The 23,915-nt window shown below is 71.7% G+C and carries 21 protein-coding genes; 7 read left to right on the plus strand and 14 right to left on the minus strand.

Annotation, left to right across the window (positions count from 1 at the left end; all coding sequences use genetic code 11):
- Window positions 1-19 precede the first annotated feature (19 nt).
- The 4 genes from PYR91_RS30275 to PYR91_RS30290 form a co-directional block, all read right to left on the minus strand.
- Window positions 20-1,561, minus strand: coding sequence for a glycoside hydrolase family 13 protein (locus PYR91_RS30275; RefSeq protein ID WP_279785331.1), 1,542 nt, complete (start codon window positions 1,559-1,561; stop codon window positions 20-22).
- A 30-nt stretch (window positions 1,562-1,591) separates the two neighbouring features.
- Window positions 1,592-1,981: a globin gene (locus PYR91_RS30280; protein ID WP_279785333.1), complete on the minus strand. Its 390-nt coding sequence runs from the start codon at window positions 1,979-1,981 to the stop codon at window positions 1,592-1,594.
- 14 nt (window positions 1,982-1,995) lie between these two features.
- Window positions 1,996-2,979: a mechanosensitive ion channel family protein gene (locus tag PYR91_RS30285; RefSeq protein WP_279785334.1), complete on the minus strand. Its 984-nt coding sequence runs from the start codon at window positions 2,977-2,979 to the stop codon at window positions 1,996-1,998.
- Window positions 2,980-3,440: 461 nt separating this feature from the next.
- Complete coding sequence (locus PYR91_RS30290) at window positions 3,441-3,710, minus strand: hypothetical protein (RefSeq protein ID WP_279785336.1); 270 nt, start codon at window positions 3,708-3,710, stop codon at window positions 3,441-3,443.
- Window positions 3,711-4,529: 819 nt separating this feature from the next.
- Between PYR91_RS30290 and PYR91_RS30295 the strand changes: the two genes are divergently transcribed.
- The 3 genes from PYR91_RS30295 (at window position 4,530) to PYR91_RS30305 (ending at window position 8,291) form a co-directional block, all read left to right on the plus strand.
- Entirely contained in the window at window positions 4,530-5,600 is a 1,071-nt protein-coding gene (locus PYR91_RS30295; RefSeq protein ID WP_279785338.1) for an XRE family transcriptional regulator, read from the plus strand.
- On the plus strand, window positions 5,597-6,109 hold the full coding sequence (locus tag PYR91_RS30300) for a GNAT family N-acetyltransferase (protein WP_279785340.1): 513 nt from the start codon (window positions 5,597-5,599) through the stop codon (window positions 6,107-6,109). The genes PYR91_RS30295 and PYR91_RS30300 overlap by 4 nt, the downstream gene beginning before the upstream one ends.
- Window positions 6,110-6,344: 235 nt before the next feature.
- Complete coding sequence (locus tag PYR91_RS30305) at window positions 6,345-8,291, plus strand: tetratricopeptide repeat protein (protein ID WP_279785342.1); 1,947 nt, start codon at window positions 6,345-6,347, stop codon at window positions 8,289-8,291.
- Window positions 8,292-8,296: 5 nt separating this feature from the next.
- On the opposite strand, the gene PYR91_RS30310 is transcribed toward PYR91_RS30305, so the two are convergent.
- The 3 genes from PYR91_RS30310 to PYR91_RS30320 form a co-directional block, all read right to left on the minus strand.
- The gene (locus tag PYR91_RS30310) at window positions 8,297-8,749 is read right to left on the minus strand and encodes an NUDIX domain-containing protein (protein ID WP_279785344.1); all 453 of its coding nucleotides are present in this window, start codon (window positions 8,747-8,749) and stop codon (window positions 8,297-8,299) included.
- 28 nt (window positions 8,750-8,777) lie between these two features.
- Entirely contained in the window at window positions 8,778-9,227 is a 450-nt protein-coding gene (locus PYR91_RS30315; protein ID WP_279785346.1) for a hypothetical protein, read from the minus strand.
- 82 nt (window positions 9,228-9,309) lie between these two features.
- The gene (locus PYR91_RS30320) at window positions 9,310-9,471 is read right to left on the minus strand and encodes a hypothetical protein (RefSeq protein WP_279785348.1); all 162 of its coding nucleotides are present in this window, start codon (window positions 9,469-9,471) and stop codon (window positions 9,310-9,312) included.
- A 241-nt stretch (window positions 9,472-9,712) separates the two neighbouring features.
- On the opposite strand from PYR91_RS30320, the gene purU reads away from it, so the two are divergent.
- Window positions 9,713-10,561, plus strand: a complete 849-nt coding sequence (gene purU / locus PYR91_RS30325; protein WP_279785350.1) for a formyltetrahydrofolate deformylase — start codon at window positions 9,713-9,715, stop codon at window positions 10,559-10,561.
- Between the two features lie 21 nt (window positions 10,562-10,582).
- On the opposite strand, the gene PYR91_RS30330 is transcribed toward purU, so the two are convergent.
- Together PYR91_RS30330 and PYR91_RS30335 are read right to left on the minus strand one after the other, a co-directional pair.
- Window positions 10,583-11,557 carry a zinc-binding dehydrogenase gene (locus PYR91_RS30330; protein WP_279785352.1) on the minus strand — a complete coding sequence of 325 codons (975 nt, stop codon included), beginning with the start codon at window positions 11,555-11,557 and terminating at the stop codon, window positions 10,583-10,585.
- 111 nt (window positions 11,558-11,668) lie between these two features.
- Window positions 11,669-13,741: a prolyl oligopeptidase family serine peptidase gene (locus PYR91_RS30335; protein ID WP_279785354.1), complete on the minus strand. Its 2,073-nt coding sequence runs from the start codon at window positions 13,739-13,741 to the stop codon at window positions 11,669-11,671.
- A gap of 366 nt (window positions 13,742-14,107) precedes the next feature.
- Between PYR91_RS30335 and PYR91_RS30340 the strand changes: the two genes are divergently transcribed.
- On the plus strand, window positions 14,108-14,617 hold the full coding sequence (locus tag PYR91_RS30340; protein WP_279785436.1) for an HNH endonuclease: 510 nt from the start codon (window positions 14,108-14,110) through the stop codon (window positions 14,615-14,617).
- A gap of 53 nt (window positions 14,618-14,670) precedes the next feature.
- A complete protein-coding gene (locus PYR91_RS30345; RefSeq protein ID WP_279785356.1) occupies window positions 14,671-14,892 on the plus strand; it encodes a zinc ribbon domain-containing protein in 222 nt (73 codons plus the stop codon).
- Here PYR91_RS30345 and PYR91_RS30350 read toward each other — a convergent pair.
- The 3 genes from PYR91_RS30350 to PYR91_RS30360 all read right to left on the minus strand — a co-directional run bounded on the left by PYR91_RS30350 (window position 14,889) and on the right by PYR91_RS30360 (window position 18,253).
- Window positions 14,889-15,371 (minus strand): WYL domain-containing protein, encoded by a 483-nt coding sequence (locus PYR91_RS30350; RefSeq protein ID WP_279785357.1) that lies wholly within the window; start codon window positions 15,369-15,371, stop codon window positions 14,889-14,891. The genes PYR91_RS30345 and PYR91_RS30350 overlap by 4 nt on opposite strands.
- A 160-nt stretch (window positions 15,372-15,531) precedes the next feature.
- Window positions 15,532-17,370: a dihydroxy-acid dehydratase gene (ilvD, locus tag PYR91_RS30355; protein WP_279785359.1), complete on the minus strand. Its 1,839-nt coding sequence runs from the start codon at window positions 17,368-17,370 to the stop codon at window positions 15,532-15,534.
- Window positions 17,371-17,548: 178 nt separating this feature from the next.
- On the minus strand, window positions 17,549-18,253 hold the full coding sequence (locus tag PYR91_RS30360) for a nuclease-related domain-containing protein (RefSeq protein ID WP_347943701.1): 705 nt from the start codon (window positions 18,251-18,253) through the stop codon (window positions 17,549-17,551).
- 269 nt (window positions 18,254-18,522) lie between these two features.
- Between PYR91_RS30360 and PYR91_RS30365 the strand changes: the two genes are divergently transcribed.
- Window positions 18,523-19,941, plus strand: a complete 1,419-nt coding sequence (locus PYR91_RS30365) for an amidase (RefSeq protein ID WP_279785362.1) — start codon at window positions 18,523-18,525, stop codon at window positions 19,939-19,941.
- A gap of 12 nt (window positions 19,942-19,953) precedes the next feature.
- Here the strand turns inward: PYR91_RS30365 and PYR91_RS30370 are convergent, their stop codons facing one another.
- Window positions 19,954-20,946 (minus strand): hypothetical protein, encoded by a 993-nt coding sequence (locus tag PYR91_RS30370; RefSeq protein ID WP_279785364.1) that lies wholly within the window; start codon window positions 20,944-20,946, stop codon window positions 19,954-19,956.
- Between the two features lie 168 nt (window positions 20,947-21,114).
- The gene (gene pepN / locus PYR91_RS30375; protein ID WP_279785366.1) at window positions 21,115-23,682 is read right to left on the minus strand and encodes an aminopeptidase N; all 2,568 of its coding nucleotides are present in this window, start codon (window positions 23,680-23,682) and stop codon (window positions 21,115-21,117) included.
- Between the last annotated feature and the right edge of the window lie 233 nt (window positions 23,683-23,915).

The raw sequence follows: 23,915 nt of genomic DNA on the forward strand, positions 1-23,915 counted from the left end.
CTCACGGCTGCCTCGGGCTCTACGCCGAGCGGAGCCAGACGGCGGTGTCCGGGGCGAGCGTGGTCTCGTCCACCGGCCCGCTGGAGATCAGCACGCCGTCGTGCGGCGGCAGCGGCACCGGCCGGTCGCCGCAGTTGATCGCGCACACCAGTTCGCCGCGCGAGAACGCCAGCGTGTCGGCGGGCGCGTCCAGCCAGGCGATGGCGTCCGGCAGGGAGTCCCGCAGCGACCTTCGCAGCGCCAGCGCGCGCCGGTAGAACGCCAGCGTCGACTCCGGGTCGCCGGCCTGCCGTTCGGCGGTGAGGGCGGCCCACTCGGGCGGCTGCGGCAGCCACGGGCGGCCGCCGTCGGGGGAGAACCCGAACGGCGCTTCGGTGCCCGACCACGGCAGCGGCACCCGGCATCCGTCCCGGCCGGGCAGCTCGCCCTTGGAGCGCTTGAAGATGGGGTCCTGGCGCGCCTCCGGGGGGAGTTCCCTGACCTCCGGAAGGCCCAGCTCCTCCCCCTGGTAGAGGTACGCCGACCCGGGCAGGGCGAGCATCGCGAGCAGGGCGGCGTTTGCGCGCGCGTTCCCGGCCCCGGGGTTCAGCGAGCCCTCGCCGTACCGCGTGACGTGCCGCACCACGTCGTGGTTGGACAGCACCCACGTGGGCGCGGTCACGGCCGCGAGCGTGTCGTCGATGATCTTCCGGAAGGAGGTCGCCGACCACGGCGCCTCCAGCCAGGCGAAGTTGAAGCTCTGGTGCAGTTCGTCGGGGCGCACGTACAGGGCGAGGTCCTCGGGGGAGTCGGTCCACACCTCTCCGACGGCCGCCCGGTCGCCGGGGTAGGAGTCCAAAACCTTGCGCCACGCGCGGTAGACCTCGTGCACCTCCGGCTGGCTCCAGATGGGGGAGCGCGACTGGAACCCCTCCTCCGAGGGAGGCACGTCCGACAGGTCGGCGTCCTTGTACAGGCCCATCGCGACGTCGATGCGGAACCCGTCGACGCCGCGGTCGAGCCAGAACCGCAGCACGTCGAGGAACTCCTCGTGCACGGCGGGGTTGCGCCAGTTGAAGTCGGGCTGCTCCGGCGCGAACAGGTGCAGGTACCACTGCCCGTCGGGGACGCGGCTCCACGCCGGGCCGCTGAACGTCGACGTCCAGTTGTTCGGCGGCCGGTCGCCGTCGCGGAACATGTAGCGGTCGCGCTCCGGGCTGCCCGGCGGGGAGGCCAGGGCGGCCTTGAACCACGGGTGCTCCGAGGAGCTGTGGTTGGGCACGACGTCGACGATCAGCCGCAGGCCGTGCGCGTGGGCCTCGGCCACCAGGGCGTCGAAGTCGTCCAGCGTGCCGAACAGGGGATCGACGCCCCGGTAGTCGGCCACGTCGTACCCGCCGTCGGCCATCGGCGAGGGCTGGAAGGGGGTGAGCCAGACCGCGTCCACACCCAGCTCCGCCAGATAGGGCAGGCGGGCGCGGATGCCCTCCAGGTCGCCGACGCCGTCTCCCGAGGCGTCGGCGAAGCTGCGAACGTAGATCTCGTAAACGACGGCGTCACGCCACCAAGGGGAATTCTTCACACGTCCTTGGCTGCCCCGCCTCCGGGAGACTTATGCGTTCAACAGGCTCTGGGCCGCGTACTGCAGGTAGGTCCACAGCCGGGCGCGCAGCTCCTCCGGCAGCTCCAGGGAGTCGACGGCCTCGCGCATGTGGTGCAGCCAGGCGTCCCGCTCGCGCTCGCCGATCACGAAGGGGGCGTGCCGCATGCGCAGCCGGGGGTGGCCGCGAGTCTGGCCGTAGGTGGTGGGGCCGCCCCAGTACTGGATGAGGAACAGCCGCAGCCGCTCCTCGGCCCCGGTGAGGTCTTCCTCGGGGTACAGCGGGCGCAGCACGGGATCGTCGGCGACGCCCTGGTAGAAGCGGTGGACGAGGCGCTCGAACGCCTCGGTGCCGCCTACGGCGTCGTAGAAGGACTCGGATTCCGGAGGAGTAGCGGACACAGGTCTCAGCCTACTCAGACCCCGGCGAGCGGAATGCCCGCCTGGTCGAGCGCCCACTTGACCCGCATGCGCAGCTCCCGCGCCACCTCGGCCCGCTGCGAAGGGACGGTCTTGACCGTCAGCCGGAAGATCATGGCCTTGTCGGAGATCTGCTCCAGGCCGTAGACCTCGGGCTCCTCGACGATGGCGGTCTCGCGGAAGGCGGGATCGGCCCAGAAGTCCTCGGCGACCTTCTTGAGAAGCTCGCGCATGCCGACGATGTCGGCCTCGTAGGCCACCGGCACGTCCACCAGGGCCCGGGCCCAGCCCTGCGACTCGTTGCCGATCCGGGTGATCGTGCCGTTGCGCACGTACCACACGCGGCCGTCGGCGTCGCGCAGGCGGGTGATGCGCAGCGTCACGGCCTCGACGGTGCCGACGGCCGCGCCGGTGTCGATCAGGTCGCCCACGCCGTACTGGTCCTCCAGGAGCATGAACATGCCCGCGATGAAGTCCTTGACGAGCTCCTGGGCGCCGAAGCCGATGGCGACGCCGAGGATGCCGACGCTGGTCAGGACCGGCGCCAGGTCGAGGCCGAAGCGGCCGATGATCATCAGTGCGGCGGTGCCGAGGACGACGATGGAGATGAGGCTGCTGAGCACCGACCCCAGGGTCTCGGCTCGCTGCCGTCGTCTCTCGGTCAGCACGGCCAGGGTGCCTTCGTTGCCCGAGGCGGCCCTGACGCGCAGGCGTTCGGGCATCACGCCGTCGGCTGCGCGGCGGATCACGCGCTCGATGAGGCGCTGCAGAAGGGCGCGGATGATGAGCGCGCCGATCACGATGAGCACGAGGCTGATCAACCAGGCGACCGGTGAGGCCCAGGTCGCGGGAAGCACGTTCAGCAGCGTGGCACAAAGCACGTCGTCGTTTCCAGCACCGGTGGTGCATGTCGCGAACAGCGCGTTCGCCGCCTGCGACAGATCGTGCGTGATGGATGGGTCCGGGGCGGGCGCCAACACGCGGTCGGTTCCCCTTTCGGTCGGATCGGGTCGGCCGGCGGAACGGTCTCGGTACTTGACCTGAAGCAAACGGTACTTGACCTCATCGCGTCCGCCGACCGGCCCGGCCGCCGTCACATCACGCCGGGGAAGACGGGAGTGCCCTTCGCCCGGGGCCGCGGAGGGCGGGCTCGGGGCACCCCGGTGACGGGCGGCCCGGCGCGGGACACACACCCGGAAGTGAGTCCCGCACCGCTTCCGGCCGGGGTTTCCCCGGCCGCCACCGATGCCGGGGACGAGACCCCGGACGCCGGTGGCCGTTCATGGTTGTTCCGGGGCCGGCGGCGCGCTCAGCGCCCGGGCGACCGCTTCGCAACGGCCCAGGCGCTCCGCACCGAGCGCTCCGCCGGCCCGTAGGCCGTGGTGGGGATCAGGTGACGCGTGGACGCGGCGACTGCGCTGTACCGCCTCCGGCGCGCCTCCTACTCGCCCACCGCGGCCAGCACTCGGGCGACCTTGGTGGCCGCTCCGGCCGGGTCGTCGACCTGGTGCATGCGCTCACCCCAGGACCACCAGTAGTACGCGGGGACCGCCTGGGGGCGGCACGTGACGTTCTCCGCGAGGCTCGTCGCGTTCGGGTTGATCACCCGGACGAACGCCCGCCCGGACTGTGTGTGCACCAGCCGGGCGTGCAGCCCGCGGGCGTCGAGTTCGTCGACCAGTCGTTCAAGGTGTCGGAAGCCGTCCTCCACTTCGTGCCTTCCTGATCTTTTCCGTTCGCCGCTTGAGGCGACGTATCTGGATGCTCGGCCAAATCTGACTCAACTTGCCCTGACCGGTCAACGAAGGATCGTGGCTTCCGGGGTGAGGTGATATCTGAAGTAGGTTGAAAGAACGTCCCCAGCGGGGGACGATTCTAAGCCAGCAGCTTCTACGGTCCATTCACTCCCGCCCATAGCTGGTCCATCATTTTGTCAGGACGCGGCATACCCGGGAGTGAAGTCACGTCAGCCTAGTGAAGGACCGGTCGGGACGGTGACCAGACGCGAATCTGGTCACAGGGAGGGGCCGGTATGTCCGGCAGACAGCACAAGGAAACGGAGTTAGCGCGGCGAACCCGGGCGCGCGGCTTGGCGGTAGGGCGCGGTATGGCTCGAATCGCCGAGGAGATTTACGAGGCGTGTGGCCCTCATTTTGGGACATCACGCATTAAATCTCACCGTCTGGCTCATGGCATCGCCCTCGCCGACGTCGTCGAGCAGGTGCGTGCGCTGTTCGAACGCGACGGCAAACCGGCTCCCGGCATCGGTGAAACGCTTGTGAGCGCTTACGAGAGCGGGTTGAAGAGGCCTGGGCCGGAGTACCTCCACTACTTGTGTTCCGTCTACCGAGTCGAACCGGCCGCCCTCGGTTATGACGGCCCGTGCATCTGTGGCCACGGTCACCGCATTCCGGGCGTCGTCCGGGGCGGCATCCAGGAGACCAAACCCGACACTTCCCCCGACTCACGCGAGCTGTGGATCAAACCGCTCGACGTCACGTCAGTGGACGGGGGTGAGGAGGACGAGAACGTGCTACGTAGGACCCTGCTGGCGGTGATCGCGGGTGGTGCCGCGGTGCCGCTGACCCCGCCCGTCATGGGAGCCGCCGAGCACTTTCGGCGGCGCATGGACGAAACGCTCGTGTCGACCACGGTCTCCCCGGCCATGCTCGACCACTGGGAAGAGGCCGCGGCCGCCTTCGGCCGCCAGTACATGAACACGCCTCCGATGCGCCAACTGTGCGACGTGCTTCTGGAGTTCAGCACGGTCCGCCAGGCGATGGAGAACCATCAGCCCATCGATCTCCAGGAACGGCTCTGCGCCCTGGCGGCGCGGCTGTCCGGCCTGGCCGGCATCATCATGATCGACCTCGGCGACCAGCGGCTCGCCCGGTCCTTCTTCCGCACCTCGCGCACCGCCGCCGACGAGACGGGCGATCGCGCCCTGCGCGCCTGGGTCACGGCCCGCGAGTCCCTGGTGCCGCTCTTCTACGGCGACCCCCGCGAGGCGCTCACCCTGGCCAAGAAGAGCCGCGACCTCGCCGGCCAGACCCCCTGCGCGGCGAAGGCCATGGCCCCGGTGGTGGAGGCCCGAGCGCTGTCCATGCTCGCCAACTCCGGGGGCAAGAAGGACGTCGTCGACCAGGCGAAGCGGGCGCTGTCCCGGGCGCGGGCCGCGTTCGCGCAGATGGCCCCGGCCCAGCAGGAGGACACGGTGTTCGGCTACACCGAGCGCCAGCTCTACTTCCACCAGGGCGACGCGCTGGCCAGGCTGGGGCAGACCATCGAGGCCGACCTGATCCTGGAACAGGCCCTGGAGAAGTACGAGGGTGATCTGCTCGACCAGACCCTCATCCGCTTCGACCGGGCGCACTGCCGGTTGCTGGAGGGCGACGGCGACGAGGCGCTGAGGCTCGGCGTGGACGCGGTGACCCGCGTCGGCGAGGGCTTCCGCACCGACATCATCCTGCGCCGTGCCCACGACCTGGTGAAGGCCATCGAGGACAGATGCGGCGACCTTCCCGGCCTCGGTCCCCTCAAAGACCTGCTCACCGCGCCGCCGCCCGCGGCCACGATGACACCCTCGGAGGCGGATGTATGACACTGCTGCTCAGGCGGTATCGCTGGTCGGATATGGACGCCGTCTGGGCCCTCCACCGCACGTGTCTCGCCCAGGTCGGCATCGTCGACGGCGACGGCGTCTACTACGAGGACGACATCCCGCGCATCAACGAGGTCTACCTGGCCGACGGCGGCGAGTTCCTCGTCGGCGAGGTGGACGGCCCGGAGCTCGTGGCCATGGGCGGGCTGCGGCGCATCGACGACGAGACGGCCGAGATGTGCCGCCTGAGGGTCCATCCCGACCATCAGCGGCGCGGGTACGGCAAGCTCGTGCTCGACGCGCTGGAGGAGTCGGCGAGACGGCTGGGCTACGCCCTGCTCCGCGGGGACACCACCCTGCGGCAGGGGGCGGCCATGGAGTTGTATCGCAAGGCGGGGTGGCGTGAAGTCCGCCGGGAGGAGCGGGGTGGACTTGTCGTTCTTTACGGTGAGAAGGAGCTGATCTCACACCCCGCACCGCATGCCGCTCGTTCCACTAATATCGGCTGAAAAACCTACAATCTCGGAATCAAAGCTTGCGGATGATGATATCTCGCGAATAATTAGGTCTTTGTAGCTGAAGACCTAGGGGAGATGACACGATGAAGAAGATCGTCGTCCGCAAGCCCGGAGTCGCCCACCTCACAGGCGCGGCCAGCGCGATCCACAAGGGGTGACCGCCCGCGCCGGGCATCTCTGGATCCACGGAGGGCTGGCGCGGGACCGCCAGAGCATGCTCACCCGGATGGACCTCCCTTCGCCGGTGCTCGCCTTCGGCGCCCACCGGCGCCTGCGAGGGCCCTACACCTTCGGCGGATCCCTGCTCGGCGCGCTCGTCCCGGCCACGCTGGAGCATCGCTCCGGCGTGGCCGCCGAGCACGACATCGAGATCAGGGCGGTGGCGCCCGGTCTGCGCGACCGGGTCGGGGTCCGCCGTCCCCCGCTGGAGACGAGCCTCCCGCCCGAGGAGCGCATCCTCGTGCCCGCCCCGCGCCGGACGTTGCGGATCGCCAATGGAATCGCCGAATTCGTGCGCGACTGCGGCGTGCCCCTCGGCACCCTCGTCGTTCACGACGTGCACGAGGCCGACGCGACCGACCTGGAACTCCTGGCGACGCTTCTGCGTCGTTTTCCCACGGAGAGTTTGACAATTGTGGTGTGCTCCCGTAACGCGCCGCTTGATGGTTTTGAGGGGCGAAATATTGCGGCCGAATTAACCGCTTCGGAGGAACCGGAAAACCTCGCGCACCGTTATGTCGCCTCCGACGGCACGTCGGACGACCCCCGGGTCGTCGCCGCGTACGAGGCGCTGCCCGCGGCCGGGCGCGCGTCCCTGCACGACCGCCGCGGTGACGAGCTGGCCGCCACCGGCGACCCCTCCTGGGCGCTCGGCGCCATCCCCTTCCACCGCGAGCACGGCACCGATCCCTCGGGCGCCGGCGTCGAGTCGCTCTGGGCCGCGCTCGACCACTGCGTGAGCGAGGGCTTCCTGGCCGCGGCGGCCGACCTCGGCCTGCGCGCTCTGCGGCTGGCGGCCCCGGGGGCCGGACGGTGGTGGAACCTCACGCAGGCGACGGCGACCGCCCTCGCCGGCATCGGGCGCCGGGAGGAGGCACGCGAGCTGTACGAGCGGGCACGCCGCGCGAGCGTCGACCCCGAGGTGCACTCGGCGTCCGCCTACGGCGCGGCCATGCTCGACGCCCGGCACCCCGACCCCGCACGGCGTGACCTCGGGCGCGCCGAGGGCTGGATCAACGAGGCCGTCGCGATCTCCACCCTGCTGCCCGACCCGCCGGTCCGCGCGTTCAAGCTGGGCTTCGACCTCAACGGCAAGGCGCTCATCGAGATGCGCCGCGGTCGCGCCGACCGTGCCCTGTCGCTGGTGGAGTCCGCCATCGACCTGGCCGAGACCGACCTGCCCTCGGGTCGCCACCCGATCCACCGCATGGTGCTGCGTGCCAACCGCGCGCAGCTCCTGGGCAGGCTGGGACGGCACGACGAGGCGCTGGGCGAGATGGACGCCGCGGTCGCCGTGGACCCCGCCTACCCCGACTACCGTCTCGACCGGGGCAACCTGCTGTTCCGCATGGGGCGGCTGGACGAGGCGCTCGCCGAGTACGACGCGGCGATCGGGCTCAGCCCGCCCCTGCCCGAGGGCTACTACAACCGCGCCCAGCTCAGGCTGGCCACGGGGGACCTGACGGGGGCCAGGGCCGACCTCGACCACGTCCTGGAGCTGGACCCCGGCTATCTGGACGCCTACATCAACCGGGCGGGCCTGCTGCTGGAGCTGGGACTGGACGGGCAGGCGCGCCAGGACGTCGCCGCGGGCCTCGCCATCGCCCCCGGCGACCCCCACCTGTCGTGCGTGCTGGGCCAGTTGGAGAGCGCCGCGGGCGGCGTCGAGCAGGCGCGGGCCGCGTTCGACGCCGCGGTGGCCGGCGCCCCCGGCCTGGCCGCGGCCTGGGCGAGCCGGGGAGTCCTGTGCTACGAGACGGGAGACCTGCAGGGCGCCGTGGCCGATCTCACCCGCGCCGTGGAGCTCCAGGAGGACGCCGCGCACTACTACAACCGCGCCGTCGTGCTGAAGGAGCTCGGCAGGGTCGCAGAGGCCGTGGACGATCTGCGCCGCGCGCGCGCCCTCGCCCCCGAGGACGCCGACATCGCCCGGGCCCTCGACGCGGTGAGCTGACGGCCTCAGCCGGCGCGGTTGGTGAGCAGGGCGACGATCCGCGGCAGGCCGGGCGGCTCGACCGGCTCGGGCAGGGCGGCGATCTGCGCGGGCGTGAACCAGCCGTGGCCCTGGTAGGCGTCCAGCTCCTCGCCGGTGAACCGGGCCGGGGCCACCTCCGGGGGCTCGGCGAAGCGCGCGAGGTAGAAGGGCTCGACCTTGACGTAGTGCACGCCCAGCCAGTGGAAGTCACGCGGCACGGGGACCCACACGTCGTCCACCGCCTCGCCCGGCAGGCCGGTCTCCTCGGTCAGCTCGCGGCGGGCGGCGTCCAGCGGCGCCTCGCCGGGGTCGGTGCCCCCGCCCGGCGGCTCCCAGAAGACGACGCCGCTCACGGAGTCGCGCCACCGCAGCAGCAGCACCCGCCCCAGCCCGTCCACGCACACCACGCGCGCCGCGGGCCGGTCGCTGATCGTCACCGGCGCCTCACCACGGCCGCGGCGTCCCTCACGTCTCCGGCCGGCCGGGCTCCCTGGACGGGTCGTCGGGCCCGGAGTCGTCGGGGATGGGGAGGTCGGGCCAGGTGTTGGCGTTGATGATCTGCCAGAAGTCGTCCGGACGGCGCGCGGACTGGCGCATGCCCTCCTGCTGCAGCTCGGCGGCGATGGCACGCTGCTCGGGGTAGGCGCCCTTCATCGCGTCGAGCCACTCGACCGGGCTGACCCCCGCCCGACGCGCCGCCGTGATCGCCATCTCGGCGTACTCCTCGGGTGTCGCGTTGAGGACCCACCCGGTGCGCTCCATGAGCTGATCGTCGGTCAGCTCGCCACGCTGCCAGGCGATGGCCTCGGGCAGGTGCTCGGCGACGAAGACCGCGTTCACGTATCCGGGGAGCATCGCCGCCAGCGCGACGGCCGCCCGCTTCTCTCCCGGTGACAACCTGTCCCACTTCAGCACCCGCCGGCTCCTCTCCGCTCATACGGGCGCCACTGTACTTCGCGTATGTGACGGGCCGCGCGCGAGCCGCTCGGCGGAGAGGTCAGTCGGCGGCCACCAGGTCCGTCAGGTCCAGGTGACGGGACAGCTCGGTGACGTCGGCGTAGTCCGCGACGTACTCCCGCCCCCTGCGCACGCGCAGGCAGGGCTGGTTGCCGAGGACGAGCGCCTCGACCTCGAATCCTCTGCTGTCGACCCATTTCACGTCATCGAGGCTACGAACCCCCTAGTCAAACAGTGGCAATACGGACTCTTCCCTTGGGTCTTCGTCTTGTCCGCTAATCATCATGAATGCCATGAACGGCTCGGATACCTCTGTAATCCCCTCATATCACGGCGATTCAGGCGTACGAGCCGGTGAGTGGCGGACCAACCTGTGGAACGCCGGACGCGGTCCCGCGGCGGAGCGGTACCCTGCCTCAACGTGATGAAGGGGTGAGTCGTCGGTGAGCTCCGAATATGTGCTGACCCTGTCCTGTCCGGACAGGCCCGGCGTGGTCGCGGCCGTCTCGGGCCTGCTCGCGGAGCAGGGGTGCAACATCACCGAGAGCCAGCAGTTCGGCGACCGCGACGCCGGCCGGTTCTTCATGCGGGTGCAGTTCACCTCCGGCATGGCCGAGCGCGACCTGCGCGCCCTGCTCGCCGCCCTGGCGCCCGAGTTCGCCATGGAGATGCGGCTGCACGACCTCACGGTCAAGCCGCGTGTGCTGGTGATGGTCAGCAAGCTCGGCCACTGCCTGAACGACCTGCTCTACCGCACCCGCTCGGGCCTGCTCGACATCGAGATCGCCGCCGTGGTGTCCAACCACCCCGACCTGCGGCCGCTCACCCAGTCGTACGGCATCGACTACCACCACCTGCCGGTCGGCCCCGAGACCAAGCCCCGCCAGGAGGCCGAGGTGCTGACCCTGGTGGAGCACTACCGGATCGACCTCGTGGTGCTCGCCCGCTACATGCAGGTGCTCTCGGAAGACCTGTGCGGCAAGCTGGCCGGCAAGGTGATCAACATCCACCACTCGTTCCTGCCGTCCTTCAAGGGCGCCCGGCCGTACCACCAGGCCTACGCGCGCGGCGTCAAGCTGATCGGCGCGACCGCCCACTACGTCACGGCCGCCCTCGACGAAGGCCCGATCATCGAGCAGGAGGTCGCGCGGGTCAACCACACGCACTCCCCGGAGGACCTCGCGGCCATGGGGCGCGACGTCGAGCGCCTGGCGCTCTCGCGGGCGGTGCGCTGGCACGCCGAGCAGCGGGTGCTGCTCGACGGCCACAAGACCATCGTCTTCCCCCGGTAGCCGGCGCGTCCGCGCCGGGGGTCAGGGCAGCAGCAGGGTCTTGCCGACGACGTCGCGGGACTCGATGGCGGCGTGGGCGGCGGCGGCCTCGGCCAGCGGGAACGTCTGGCCGATCACCGGGCGGATCCGCCCCTCCGCAGCCTCCGTGAGCGCGCGCCGGAGCAGCCGTACGGCCTCGTCGGGCGCGAACCGCAGGTCGGCGATCCCGCGCAGGGCGATGCCGCGCCGTCGCGCCTCCTCGGCGTCGACCGGGGCGAACCCGCCGCTGGGCGCGCCGTGCGCGGAGAACAGGCCGCCCGGCGCCACCAGGCCGAACGCGGCCACCCCGAGCGTCCCGCCGGCGCCGTCGAAGACGACGTCCACGCCCTTGCCTCCGGTGGCCTCCCGCACGGCCTCCACCCAGCCGTCGCGCGAGTAGTCCACGCTCACCTCGGCGCCGAGGCCGTCGACCAGATCGAGCTTGCGCCGGCCCCGCGCCGCGGCGACCACCCGCGCCCCCGCGGCGCGGGCGAGCTGCACGAGCAGCACCCCCATGCCGCCGGCGGCCCCCAGCACCAGCACCCACTGGCCCGGCTGGAGCCGGGCGTTCTCGACGAGCCCGAGCCCGGTGACCGCGTCGGCGGTGAGCGACGCGGCCTCCCGCAGGCCCAGCCCGTCGGGCACCGGGAGCACCTCCCCGAGGTCGGCCGGCACCCGCTCGGCGTACCCGCCGCCCCGGTTGCCGGTGCGGACGAGCACCCGCCGGCCGGCCCACGCGGGATCCACGCCCGGCCCGGTGGAGACGACCCTCCCGGACGCCCCACCGCCGGGCACGTACGGCGGCACGAATCCGAAGTAGGCGCCCTGGCCACCCCGGCGGATCTGCGTCTCGACGAACAGGACGTCCGCCGCCGCGACCTCGGCCACGACCTGCCCCGGGCCGGCCTCAGGATCGGGCGCCTCGGCGCTGACCAGCACCTCGGGCTCCCCGAACCGCGTCACCTGTGCCACCCGCACGTCCACCACTCCCTGTCGTCCTGGTCCGGACGCCCGGACTCCTGGGAGCAGTCTGGAACCTCTACTTCGGTTGAGGTCAACTCCCGGCGAGGGGTGACGCCGGGCCGGGCTCTAGGACGACAGCCCGGTGTGCCGGGCGAGGAAGGCGAGCTGGTCGGCCATGAGCTGCACCGAGCGGCTGACCGCGCGCGCGCCGTGGCCGACCTCGTTCTCGTTGCGCAGGACGATGGGCCGGTCGTCCGCCGCCTGGGCGTGCTGGAGCGCCGCGCACATCTTCCAGGCGTGCAGCGGGTGTACCCGGGTGTCGGAGCCGAAGACCACCAGCAGCGTCGCCGGATACCGCACGCCCTCGCGAACGCGGTGGTAGGGGGAGTAGTCCCACAGCCAGGCGAACTCCTCGGGGACGTCGGCCGAGCCGTACTCGACGTTCCAGGTGGCGCCGAGACCGAACTTCTCGTACCGCACCATGTCGAGCAGCGGCGCCGAGCAGGCCACCGCCGCGTACAGGTCGGGCCGCTGGGTCAGCGCGGCGCCCACCAGCAGGCCGCCGTTGGACCCGCCGGAGATCGCGAGCTGCCCGGGTGTGGTGACCCCGGTGGCGATCAGGTGCTCGGCCGCGGCGTGCAGGTCGTCGAAGACGTTCTGCTTCTTGCCCAGCATGCCGGCGCGGTGCCACTCCTCGCCCTGCTCGGCGCCGCCGCGCAGCTGCGCCACGGCGTACACCCCGCCCGCCTCGACCCAGGCCAGGGTGGTGGCCGAGAAGCCGGGCGCCATCGAGACGCTGAAGCCGCCGTAGCCGTACAGGATCGTCGGGCGCGGGCCGGCGCCGGGCTTGGACACCACGATCATGTGCACCTCGGTGCCGTCCGCCGAGCGGTAGACCACCCGCTCGGTGGTCACCTGGGGCACCTCGACCGCGCCGGGGGAGGCCGCCCACAGGGTGGTCTCGCCGGTGCGGGCGTCGTAGCGCTGGATGCTCGACGGCGTGGTGTTGTCGGTGTAGCCGAACCAGGCCTCGTACCCGCCCTCGGGCCGCTCGGTGATGCCGCCGATCGTGCCCAGGCCGGGGGTCGGGACCCTGCCGACCTTCTCGCCGGTGGCGAGGTCGTGCACGCTGATCTCGCTGATGGCGTGCCGCGTCCAGCCGATCAGCATGACCGGACGGTCGAGGTCGTCCAGGATGGCGAAGTCGCTCAGCACGGCCTCCTCGTCCTCGGGGACGAGGTCACGCCAGTTCTCGGGGTCCAGGCGGTCGGGCGAGGTCACGCAGACGCGGCCGCGCCGCGCCTCGCGGTCGGTGTAGACGTACACCCGGCCGTCGCGGCCGAACGACAGCATCGTCTGGGCGTCCACGCCCTCCTGGACGACGGTCAGGGCGGGCGCGTCGGGGGACGAGGCCGACAGGTCGGCGACCCACAGGTCGTTGCGGGGGGCCGTGCCCCGCGAGGCGGAGATCGAGAGCCACCGGCCGTCCCTGGACACCCCGACGCCGTAGTAGTTGGTCTTCTCCCGCCCCTCGCCGAAGACCAGCACGTCCTGCTCGACGGGGGTGCCGAGGCGGTGCAGGTAGACGCGGCGGTGATACTGCTCCTCGCCCGCGGGCACGTCGGCGGGCGCGAGCCTGCGCACGTAGTAGAACGCCTCGCCGCCCGGCAGCCAGGCGATGGGGGAGTAGCGGCACCGGTCGATCGGCCCGTCCACCCGCTCGCCGCCGGCCACGTCGAGGACGTACAGCAACGACTCCTCGTCACCCCCGACGGAGATCTGGTAGGCGAGCCTGCGGCCCTCCTTGTCGGGCTGCCACGAGTCGACCGTGGTGAGCCCCGAGGCGTCCATCGCGATCGGGTCGAGCAGGGTGGTCTCGTTGCCCTCGGCGTCGACGGTGTAGAGCACGGCGTGCTCCTGGTCGGGGGTGCGGCGCATGAAGAAGTGGCGGTCCCCCCGCCAGACCGGGGCGCCGATCGTGCCCGACCTCACCAGCTCGGCGATGCGGTCGCGAAACGCCTCACGGTTGGGGGACGCGGCCATCTCCTTGGCGAAGAGCTCGCCTTGGGCCTCGAGCCATTCCTTGACCTCGGGCTGCTCGGGCTCCTCCAGCCAGCGGTAAGGATCGGGCACGGGAGTTCCGTGGTAGTCGTCGACTACGTTGTCACGGCGTGCGTATGGGTACGGCTCTCGCGTCATAGAGGCGAGCTTATGACACCGCCGTGACCTGGCGTGGGACATCATTTGGGCTGAATGCGACGGTCTTAGGGGTACCCCGATCTTCATGGGATCGGAGTGATCTTTCGCTGTCAGGTTTGCTTAGCAGGGTGAAACGGACATAACACGAAAGGCGGGGTCTGGAAGACACGACCGTTAATTGGGGTGGCGGGAGAGTCGACCGAAAGGCCACACTTGCTGAGGGCGGTGCCGTGGAACCCATCCACTGGGCCGTCCGGCGGAGGTCCACGTGACGGAAGCATCCGAGGCCCAATCGGACGGGCCGCAACCCGGGGTGTGCCGCGGCGCATCCCCTACGACGACCTGCGCGGCGGGAAAGGCCCGCTGATGCGTCAGGTGCTGCTGCTGAACGCCACCTTCGAGCCGCTCACCACTCTCAACCTGCACCGCGCCGTGGTGCTGATCATTCGGGAGAAGGCGGACGTCGTCCACCGGGACGGCCGGGGCGCGGTGCTGCGCTCGGCGACCCGGACGATGGACGTGCCGTCGGTGATACGGCTCCGGCGATATGTACGAATCCCTTACCGCTCGCGAATCCCGTTGACCCGTGCCGCGTTGATGCGCAGGGACGACTACCGCTGCGCCTACTGCGGGCTGCGCGCCGAGACCATCGACCACGTGCTCCCCCGCTCCCGCGGCGGGCTGCACACGTGGGAGAACTGCGTCGCCTCCTGCATGACGTGCAACCACCGCAAGGCCGACCGTCTGCTGGAGGAACTGGGGTGGTCGCTCCGCGTCGCCCCGGTGGTGCCGCGAGGGGCCCACTGGAGGCTCATCGGCGCCCAGTTCGACGGCGACCCCCAGTGGGCGCCCTACCTGACCGAGACGGCGGCCTGACTGCCACGACGAGCGGCCGTCGCGGGACGGCCGTTTCGTCGTACCCTGAGGGCATGCCGCGTTACGACTACCGCTGCCGCGCCTGCGGATCGACCTTCGAGGTCTCACGACCGATGTCCGCCTCCGCCGACACGGCCCCGTGCCCCCAGGGGCACGACGACACCGTCAAGCTGCTCTCCACGATCGCCGTCACCGGCGGCGCGTCCGCGCCCCGCCCGGCCGGCGGCGCGGGCGGGGGCGGGGGCGGCTGCTGTGGAGGCGGCTGCTGCGGCTAGGCCGCGGCGGCGCGCCTGCGCTGGAAGGGCAGGTAGCGCTCGGCGCGGTGCGGGCGGGCGGGAACCATCGTGGGCTCGACGGCGACGATGCGGTCGAACCTGAACGCGCGGATGCCGACCTTCGTGCGGCACCACCCGACCAGATACCAGTGGTCGCGGTGGACCAGACAGGTCACCGGTTCGACGTCGCGCGAGGTGACGCGCCCGCCGGCGTCGCGGTAGTGGAGGCGGACGACCTGCCGGCCGGTGACGGCGCCCGCGATCGTGCGCGCGCGCCGGGCCACCTCGGGCGCCAGCGGCCGGGTGAGGGTGTCGAGGGTGGCGGCCACGACGTCGTCGTCGACGCCGAGATTGTCGAACACGTTACGCAGGCCGCGGCGGGCGGTGATGGCCTGCGGCCCCTCGCCCAGATGGGCGAGGGACAGGGCGAGAGCAGCGATTTCGGCGGTCGTCAGAAGGGGCGTGGTGACGTTGGCCATGCCTCTAGACTAGCCGCCGGCACCGACGTTTTTCGAACACCAGATCGCCGGAAGGCCCGCTTGAAGGCCATTGTTCGTCACCTTCAGGTGAGGCTCCTCTGCCCTGCCGGATGGCCCCGCGCGGACACGCCGCGGCCCGGGCGGGCCGCGGCGGCGGAGGTCAGCGGGCGAGCTGCGACAGGTCGCGGGACGCGCCGGTGGAGGCCGAGGTGGTGAGCGCGGCGTAGGCCTGCAGGGCCGCGCTGACCTGGCGCACGCGGTCGCGCGGGCGGTAGCCGCCGAGGTCGGCCAGCAGGCGCTCGCGGCGCGCGGCGAGGTCGGCCTCGCCGACCTTCAGCTCGACGCCGCGGCCCGGGATGTCGATCTCGATCAGGTCGCCGTTCTCGACGAGGGCGATGAGGCCGCCCTCGGCGGCCTCGGGGGAGGCGTGCCCGATCGACAGGCCCGAGGTGCCGCCGGAGAAGCGGCCGTCGGTGATCAGCGCGCAGGCCTTGCCCAGGCCCTTGCCCTTGAGGAAGCTCGTCGGGTAGAGCATCTCCTGCATGCCGGGGCCGCCCTTGGGGCCCTCGTAGCGGATGACCACCACGTCGCCGGCCGCGACCTTGCCGCCCAGGATGCCCTCGACGGCGTCCTCCTGCGACTCGAACACCACGGCCGGGCCGCTGAACCGCCACACCGACTCGTCCACGCCCGCGGTCTTGACGATGCACCCCTCGGGCGCCAGGTTGCCGTAGAGCACGGCCAGACCGCCGTCGCGGGTGTAGGCGTGCTCCAGGTCGCGCACGCAGCCCTCGGCGCGGTCGAGGTCGAGATCCTCCCACCGGGCGCTCTGGGAGTAGGGCTTGACCGTGCGGACGTTGCCGGGGGCCGCGTGCCACAGCTCGATGGCCTCGGGCGTGACGCCGGGGGAGACGGGGTCCCACTTGGCGAGGAACTCGGTGAGCGAGGCGGAGTGGATGCTGTGCGCGTCGCGGTGCAGCAGCCCCGCACGGTCGAGCTCGCCGAGGATGGCCGGGATGCCGCCCGCGCGGTGGACGTCCTCCACGTGGTACTTGGAGGTCGCCGGCGCCACCTTGCACAGGCACGGCACGCGCAGGGAGAGCTCGTTGATCTCCTTCAGGCCGAAGTCGACGCCCGCCTCGCGGGCCGCCGCCAGCAGGTGGAGGATGGTGTTGGTGGAGCCGCCCATGGCGACGTCGAGCGCCATGGCGTTCTCGAAGGCGTCGCGGGTGGCGATGGCGCGCGGCAGCACCGACGCGTCGTCGTGGTCGTAGTACCGCCGGGTGATCTCGACGATCTGCCGCCCGGCCTCCTCGAACAGCCCCTTGCGCGCCGCGTGGGTCGCGAGCGTGGTGCCGTTGCCCGGCAGCGCCAGGCCGATGGCCTCGGCCAGGCAGTTCATCGAGTTGGCGGTGAACATGCCGCTGCACGACCCGCAGGTCGGGCAGGCGGCCTCCTCCATCTCGAGCAGCTCGGCGTCGGAGACGCCGGCGTCGGCGGCGGCGACCATGGGGTCGATCAGGTCGATCTTGCCGTTCGGCGTCTTGCCGGCCTCCATGGGCCCGCCGGAGACGAAGACGGTGGGGATGTTGAGCCGGAAGGCCGCGAGCAGCATGCCCGGCGTGATCTTGTCGCAGTTGGAGACGCACACCAGCGCGTCGGCGCAGTGGGCGTTGACCATGTACTCGACCGCGTCGGCGATCAGCTCGCGGGAGGGCAGCGAGTAGAGCATGCCGCCGTGGCCCATGGCGATGCCGTCGTCGACGGCGATGGTGTTGAACTCGCGCGCGATGGCCCCGGCTTCCTGGATCGAGCCCGCCACCACCTGGGCCACCTCGCGGAGGTGGACGTGGCCGGGGACGAACTGGGTGAAGCTGTTGGCGACCGCGATGATGGGCTTGCCGAAGTCGCCGCCCGCCACACCGGTGGCGCGGAGCAGGGCGCGGGCTCCGACCATGTTCCTGCCGTGAGTCACCGTGCGAGACCTGAGGGCCGGCATGATCGTCTCCCATCCGAGGATCGCCGCGTCTTCACAACGACGCCGAGTCTTCAAATGGTACGGCCACCGCCCGGCTGGCGAGACCGGCGGTCCACAGGATGGACGCGCGAAAGCGAGATCCTTCGGGATTCCCGGGGGCAGTGGTGGAGACGGGAACCCCGAAGGACCCTTACGACGGTCAGCTCTCGGGATACCGCGGTGGGAGGACCTGCTCCGCGGCGGCGTAGATGTCCTCGACTTCCTCGCTGGTCAAAGACCGCTCCCGGTTGGTGATCCACTTTCGTACGCGGCTGCCGTCGAAGACGTCGACCTCTCGGATGTTGAGGATCTTCCAGGGGATCGCCGGGCCGTAGATCGCCAGGGAGGGCACCACCGTGACCTCCCGTTCGAGCGCCTTGGAGATCAGCTCGCCCGCCCGGGACGCCTCCCACCGGGCCTCGTCGAGGCGCGGCTTCTGGTTGAACGGCCCGTGGAAGAGCTTGCGGTGCGACTGGACGCGCACGGGCAGGCGTTTGTCCCACTTCTCGGAGTCGACGGCGTACACGCCGGTCGGCCCGACGACCAGATGGTCGATCTGCGCGTCGCTGTCGGGGATGGCCCGCGCGTGCAGCGTGAGGTAGCCGCTGCGCTCCAGTTTCCTGAGCTGCCCCTCGGTGCGGCGCTCGGCGGCCGAGGCGCGGCGCCACGGGGCCACCGAGGAGACCGTGCGGGCGCGGTAGACGGTGTCGGCGACGGCGGCGAGGATCGCCGCGACCAGCCCGAGCCGCCAGCTCCACGTGGGGATGCCGACGATCAGGCCCGCGCCGACGGCGATCAGCACCCGTAGGCGCAGATGCCGGTACTTCGGCTGCTGGAGAACCCCGAGCAGGGACGCGCGCTCCACAGGAGCGTAGGTCGCCTCGGGGGCCGCGGGCCGAGATCTCGGCTCCGTGGAGCGGTCACTCACCCAGATGGGTGACGTATTGTGACCGTCGTCGGGTTCTAGACCGGAATCCACATAACTCACGGTAGTTGACGCCCCAAGGGCGTGCCTAGTGTTGGCTGGTTCACATTTTTGTGGCCCACAGTTCCCGCTTTGTAAGGCGAAAAGCCGGGTATCTTACTCATTTCTCTCTAGATAACTCGTCGCCGAACGCCCTACTGTGCGGAAGCGTGGCGCACATACACGATCTTACAGCGCTGGAGCAGGCGGCGGCCGTCCGCGCCCGCGAGCTGTCTCCGGTGGAGATCACCCAGCACTACCTGGAACGCATGGAACGGCTCGACCCGCAGGTGGGGGCGTTCGTCACGCCGACCCCCGACCTGGCACTCGACCAGGCGCGCGCGGCCGAGGCCAGGGTGCTCGCCGGCGGCGACCTGCCGCCCCTGCTGGGCGTGCCGGTCCCCGTCAAGGACCTGAACCTCGTGAAGGGCGTGCCGATCCACTTCGGCTCCGCCACCTACGAGGGCTTCGTGGCGCCGGTGGACGACAGCGTCGTCGAGCGGCTGCGGGACGCCGGCACGATCATGACGGGCAAGACGGCCACCCCCGAGTTCGGCCTCCCCTGCTACACCGAGACCTACCTCTCCCCGCCCTCGCGCAGCCCCTGGGACCTCACGCGGTCGGCGGGAGGCTCCAGCGGGGGAGCCGCCGCCGCGGTCGCCGCGGGGCTCGCCCCGGCCGCCCAGGGCAGCGACGGAGCGGGCTCGATCCGCATCCCGGCGTCGGTGTGCGGCCTGTACGGCATCAAGCCCACGCGCGGCCGCATCTCCTTCGCCCCGGTCGTCCCCGACCTGGCCGGCCTGTCGACCAACGGGCCCATCAGCCGCACCGTCGCCGACGCCGCGGCCCTGCTGGAGGTGATGGCCCACAACCACCCGGGCGACCTGTACGTCGCGCCGCCGACCGAGATCGGCTTCGCCGAGGCGGCCACGCGCGAGCCCGGGCGGCTGCGCGTCGGCAGGTACGCCACGCCCGCCGTCCCCGGCGCGCGGGTGCATCCCGACGTGCTGGAGGCCTACGAGAAGGCGTCGGCACTGCTGGCCTCGCTGGGCCACGAGGTGATCGACATGCCGGCGCCGTTCGGCTCCGCGATAGTGCCGCAGTTCGAGAAGCTGTGGTTCTGCTTCGCCTGCATGCACCCCGTCGACCCGTCGATGGAGCCCAAGCTGCGCCCGCTGACCAGGTGGCTGCGCGAGCGCGGCTACGCGACCACGGCGCCGCAGTTCCTGCAGGCGCAGGCCGACCTGCAGACGGCGACGCGCTTCGGCTACCTGGTGATGAACGAGTACGACGCCGTCCTGTCGCCGACCGTCACCCTGCCGCCCGTCCCCGTGGGCTGGTTCGAGGACGTCGAGGATCCGGAGGAGACGTTCCTGCGCATGGAGCGCTTCGCCCCGTTCGCCGCCACCTACAACGTCAGCGGCCAGCCCGCCGTCAACCTGCCTTTGCACTGGACGCCGGAGGGCCTGCCGATCGGGGTCATGCTCGCCGGGCGGTTCGGCGGCGAGTCGACGCTGATCTCGCTCTCGGCCCAGGTCGAGGCGGCCGTCGGCGGGTTCTGGGGCGACCGCCGCCCGGCAGTGTGGTGACCCCCGGCCCACTCAGGCGCGCACGCCGGGCGTGAGCGGGCGCTCGATCAGCGCCACCAGGTGCTCGGCGACGTCGCCGAGCAGCGTGGACGGCTCCAGGGGCGCGGCGGCCACGGCCGAGAACAGGCTGGGCAGCCCCGGCAGCGGGAACCCGTCGTCCTGGGACGCCTGCTTGCCGACGTCGTTGCGGTCGAGCTGCGCCCGGGTGCGCGTCCAGGCGTCCAGCACCTCCTCCGGGGAGGGCACGCCGAACCCGTGGCCCACCGGCGTGGCGTGACGCAGCCGCACCAGCGGGGTCTCGGCGAACGCCAGCGCGACCTTGCACCGCACCGCCAGGCTCTCGCGGTCGGCGGCCCGCACCCAGTCCATCGCCGTGCACGGCTTGCGGCACCGGGCCACGCAGGTCGCCAGAGCCCCGGCGAGCTGGCTGTGCTGGCGGTCGAAGTAGGCCCGCCAGCCGGTGGGCGGCTCCTGCGCCACCCGCAGCGTGCGCTCGGCGGCCGACTGCTCGGGCTTGGTGTGGTCGCACTCGCGGTCGCCGATCACGCCGAACCGGCTGCCCTCGGCGCGCAGCCCCTGCGGCCACAGGGCGGGGTCGCCCGCGTGCCCCAGCACCGGCTCGAACGCCAGCAGCGGCAGGTACTCGCCCGCGATGTGGACGGCGGCCATCATCGAGCTGAGCTCGCGCCGCTCCCACCGCACCCGGATCACCTCCAGCAGCAGCCCGTAGGCCGGCCGGAGCGAGGCCAGGGCGCCGCGCGGCTGCTCGCGGGCCGTCTGGGGCATGTGGCAGTCGCGCGCGCGGCGTCGCAGGTCGCCGGGGACGAACCTGGCGTCCCCCTCGGTGGCGAAGTCCTCCGCGTCCAGTGTGAGCAGGCGCTGGCCGAACTCGCACAGCGCCGGCACCACGACGGCCTCGGGCAGCACCCGCGGGGCGAGCGCGCCGAGATCGGCGAAGGCGTGGCGCCGGGCCAGGTCGGTGAGCATTTCGAGGGGCGAATACACCTGGACAGCCTCCCACGAGCCATCCCAAGGACGCGCGCCGCCGCCGAGGCCGGCCCGTGCGTCCCTGACGGCGGCGGCGCGCCCCCGGACGCGGACGGCCCCGCCCGGCCGCCCACGCGGACGGTTCGGGCGGGGCCGTGCGCGGGCGGCGGGCGCCCGCCGCCCGCGTCAGGCGGCCGAGGCGTCCTTGGCGCGGGCGCGCAGTGCCCGGCTGACGCCGTCGGCGCCCTCCAGCAGCAGCCGGCGCAGCGCGTTGGGCGGCGCGGAGGAGGAGAGGTAGTCCTGCGTCCAGGCCACCGTGGTCGCGTCGATCAGCAGCGCGGGGTAGCACCCGATGGCGAACCGCTGCGCGCTGTCGGAGGACCAGCTCTTGTAGATGCGCCCGACCTCCTCGAAGAACCGCTCGCCGTACGGCTGGAGCAGATCGACGTGGTTGGGGTCCATGAACCCGGCCACCGTCGACCGCAGCACCGCGCCGCTCAGCTCGCCGCCCACGATGGCCGCCCAGGCCCTGGCCTTGTCGTCGGCGGTCGGCAGGCTGGCCCGGCACATGGCGGCCGACCGCTCGCCGGTGGCCGTGGGGTCGCGCACCAGCTCGGCGGAGATCTCGTCGGCGCCGTACACCCCGCCCGACACCAGCGCGTGCACCAGAGTCCACCGCAGGTCGGCGTCCACGGTCAGGCCCGGCGGGACGGACGTGCCGTCGGCGATCGCCTTGACGTACGCGAGGTCGCCCGCGGCGGTGGCGCCGGCGGTGAAGGCGTTGACGAAGGCGAGCTGGTGGTCGGAGCCGGGCTCGGCCGTGGTGATCAGCTCGCGCAGGCGGGCCGACAGCTCGGCCATGCCGATCTCCCGCCACGCCGGGTCGGCGTACTGCAGCGCGGCCAGCCGCCCCTGGCGCAGGACGGTCTGCAGGACCGTCATGTCGGTGATCGAGTGCACCCCGGCCGTCACCAGCCGGACGTAGTCGCGCGTGGCCATCTCGGCGTCCCGGGTCATGTCCCAGGCGGCCGACCAGCACAGCGCGCGCGGCAGCGACTCGGTGAAGGCCGCGATGCCGCCGTCGACCAGGGTGCGCAGCGAGCGCTCGTCCAGGCGGATCTTGGCGTAGGTGAGGTCGTCGTCGTTGAGCAGCACGAGGTCGGGCTGCTCGACGCCCACCAGCTCGGGCACGGCCGTGCGGGCGCCCACGATGTCCAGCTCGACCCGCTTGACCCGCACCAGCGCGCCGTCCACCCAGGAGTACAGGCCGACGGCGACGCGGTGCGAGCGCAGCGTCGGGTAGTCGGCCGGGGCCTCCTGGAGGATGTCGAACCCGAGGAACCGGCCCTCGGCGTCGACGGTGAAGGAGGGGCGCAGCGTGTTGACCCAGGCGGTCTCCAGCCACTCCTTGGACCAGGACGCCAGGTCGCGGCCCGAGGTGCGCTCCAGCGCCGACAGCAGGTCCTTCAGCTCGGTGTTGCCCCACGCGTGCTCGCCGAAGTAGTCGCGCACGCCGGCCGTGAAGTTCTCCAGCCCGACGTAGGCCACGAGCTGCTTGAGCACCGAGGCGCCCTTGGCGTAGGTGATGCCGTCGAAGTTGACCTCGACGGCCTGCATGTCGGGGATGTCGGCGGCGATGGGGTGGGTCGAGGGCAGTTGGTCCTGCCGGTAGGCCCAGGCCTTCTCGACGTTGGCGAAGGTCGTCCACGCGCCCTGGCCCCAGCGGGTGGCCTCGGCCTGGCACAGGACGGACATGTAGGTGGCGAACGACTCGTTCAGCCACAGGTCGTCCCACCAGCGCATGGTCACCAGGTCGCCGAACCACATGTGGGCCATCTCGTGCAGGATGGTCTCGGCGCGGCGCTCCACCACGGCGTCGGTGACGCGGGAGCGGAAGATGTAGTCCTCCAGGAAGGTCACCGCGCCGGCGTTCTCCATGGCCCCGGCGTTGAACTCCGGGACGAAGAGCTGGTCGTACTTGCCGAACGGGTAACGCACCCCGAAGACCCGGTGGAAGAAGTCGAACCCCTGCTTGGTGACCTCGAAGATGTTGTCGGCGTCCAGGTGCTCGGCCAGCGAGGCGCGGCAGTAGACGCCGAGGGGGATGCCGTCGTGCTCGTCGCGCACCACGGAGTAGGGCCCGGCGATCAGCGCGGTGATGTAGGTCGACATCACCGGGGTGGGCGGGAAGTGCACGCGCTTGGCCGACCGCAGCGTGCCGTGACGGCCGCGGTGCTCCTCCAGCTCGTCCACGACGTCGGGCGCGGCGTTGGAGACGACCTCCCAGTCGGCGGGCACGAGCGTGGTCAGCTCGAAGGACGCCTTGAGGTCGGGCTGGTCGAAGCAGGCGTACATGCGGTGCGCGTCGGCCGTCTCGAACTGCGAGTGCAGGTAGATGCGGTCGTCGACGGGGTCGACGAAGCGGTGCAGGCCCTCGCCGGTGCGCATGTAGACGCAGTCGGCGTCGACGCGCAGCACGTTGGACGCGGCCAGGGCGGGCAGCGGCAGGCGGCCCCGCTCGGCGTCGTACGCTGTGACGTCGACCTCGGCGCCGTTGAGGGTGGCCGTGCGGAGCTTCGCGTCGGCGAGGTCGATGAAGGTGGTCGCGCCGGGCTCGGTGCAGGAGAAACGGACCGTGGTGATGCTCTCGAACCGCTCCTCACCCTCGGTGAGGTCGAGTTCGACCGAGTAGGACTCGACGTTCAACAGTCGGGCCCGATCCCGGGCTTCATCGCGGGTCAGGTTGCCTGCCACATCCACTCCTCATCACAGCTCTTCTCCGCCCTCGGCGCGGAAGGGATGCATGAATCCTGCCACGTCGGGCGACGCAATGCCGCACCGTCTCCGGGGATGCCGGCCCCCGGCCACCCGCGGGCCCGGGCGTGCGGCGATCCCCCGCGCCGCGCGCGTGGCGCGAGGCCGCCGGACTCCCCGCGGGCGCCGCGCGACCCGGCCATTTCCCCTCAGTGGAGGTAGGGAATAGCGGG

Source organism: Sphaerisporangium sp. TRM90804 (genome assembly GCF_029846175.1).
Lineage (GTDB): Bacteria > Actinomycetota > Actinomycetes > Streptosporangiales > Streptosporangiaceae > Sphaerisporangium.

Bases quoted from the DNA above. Each gene is read 5' to 3' on its own strand.
- PYR91_RS30300 (WP_279785340.1), top strand. From the start codon at position 5,597: ATGACACTGCTGCTCAGGCGGTATCGCTGGTCGGATATGGACGCCGTC.
- PYR91_RS30305 (WP_279785342.1), top strand. From the start codon at position 6,345: ATGGACCTCCCTTCGCCGGTGCTCGCCTTCGGCGCCCACCGGCGCCTG.
- PYR91_RS30335 (WP_279785354.1), bottom strand. From the start codon at position 13,741: ATGACGCGAGAGCCGTACCCATACGCACGCCGTGACAACGTAGTCGAC.
- PYR91_RS30340 (WP_279785436.1), top strand. From the start codon at position 14,108: ATGCGTCAGGTGCTGCTGCTGAACGCCACCTTCGAGCCGCTCACCACT.
- PYR91_RS30345 (WP_279785356.1), top strand. From the start codon at position 14,671: ATGCCGCGTTACGACTACCGCTGCCGCGCCTGCGGATCGACCTTCGAG.
- PYR91_RS30350 (WP_279785357.1), bottom strand. From the start codon at position 15,371: ATGGCCAACGTCACCACGCCCCTTCTGACGACCGCCGAAATCGCTGCT.
- ilvD (WP_279785359.1), bottom strand. From the start codon at position 17,370: ATGCCGGCCCTCAGGTCTCGCACGGTGACTCACGGCAGGAACATGGTC.